Annotated in this window: 1 pseudogene; it reads left to right on the top strand. The window is 64.1% G+C overall.

The features are described 5' to 3' along the window. Positions 1-209: pseudogene (locus tag CKY02_RS23365) on the top strand (hypothetical protein); the annotation flags it as partial.

Here is a 209-nt window from a genome sequence, read left to right as displayed (position 1 = left end):
ACCTGCTGGGCATTCAGAACGCCCCGGTCCCGGGGAAAGCCGCCCTGAGCGCCGTTCAGCAGCGGCTGGAACAGCATAACGGCGACCCGATTTTCGACGTCCAGCAGCGGGCGAAAAACCTGCCGGAACCGCTCAACCGCTGGGTCGGCGAACTGGCCGAACAGGCCTGGCGGGTGGTGATGAAGGAAGCCATCAGTTCGCTGGAAATC

It is taken from the genome of Photorhabdus bodei, assembly GCF_003287735.1.
GTDB lineage: Bacteria > Pseudomonadota > Gammaproteobacteria > Enterobacterales > Enterobacteriaceae > Photorhabdus > Photorhabdus kayaii.
This window is presented reverse-complemented; position numbering and strand designations above follow the sequence as displayed.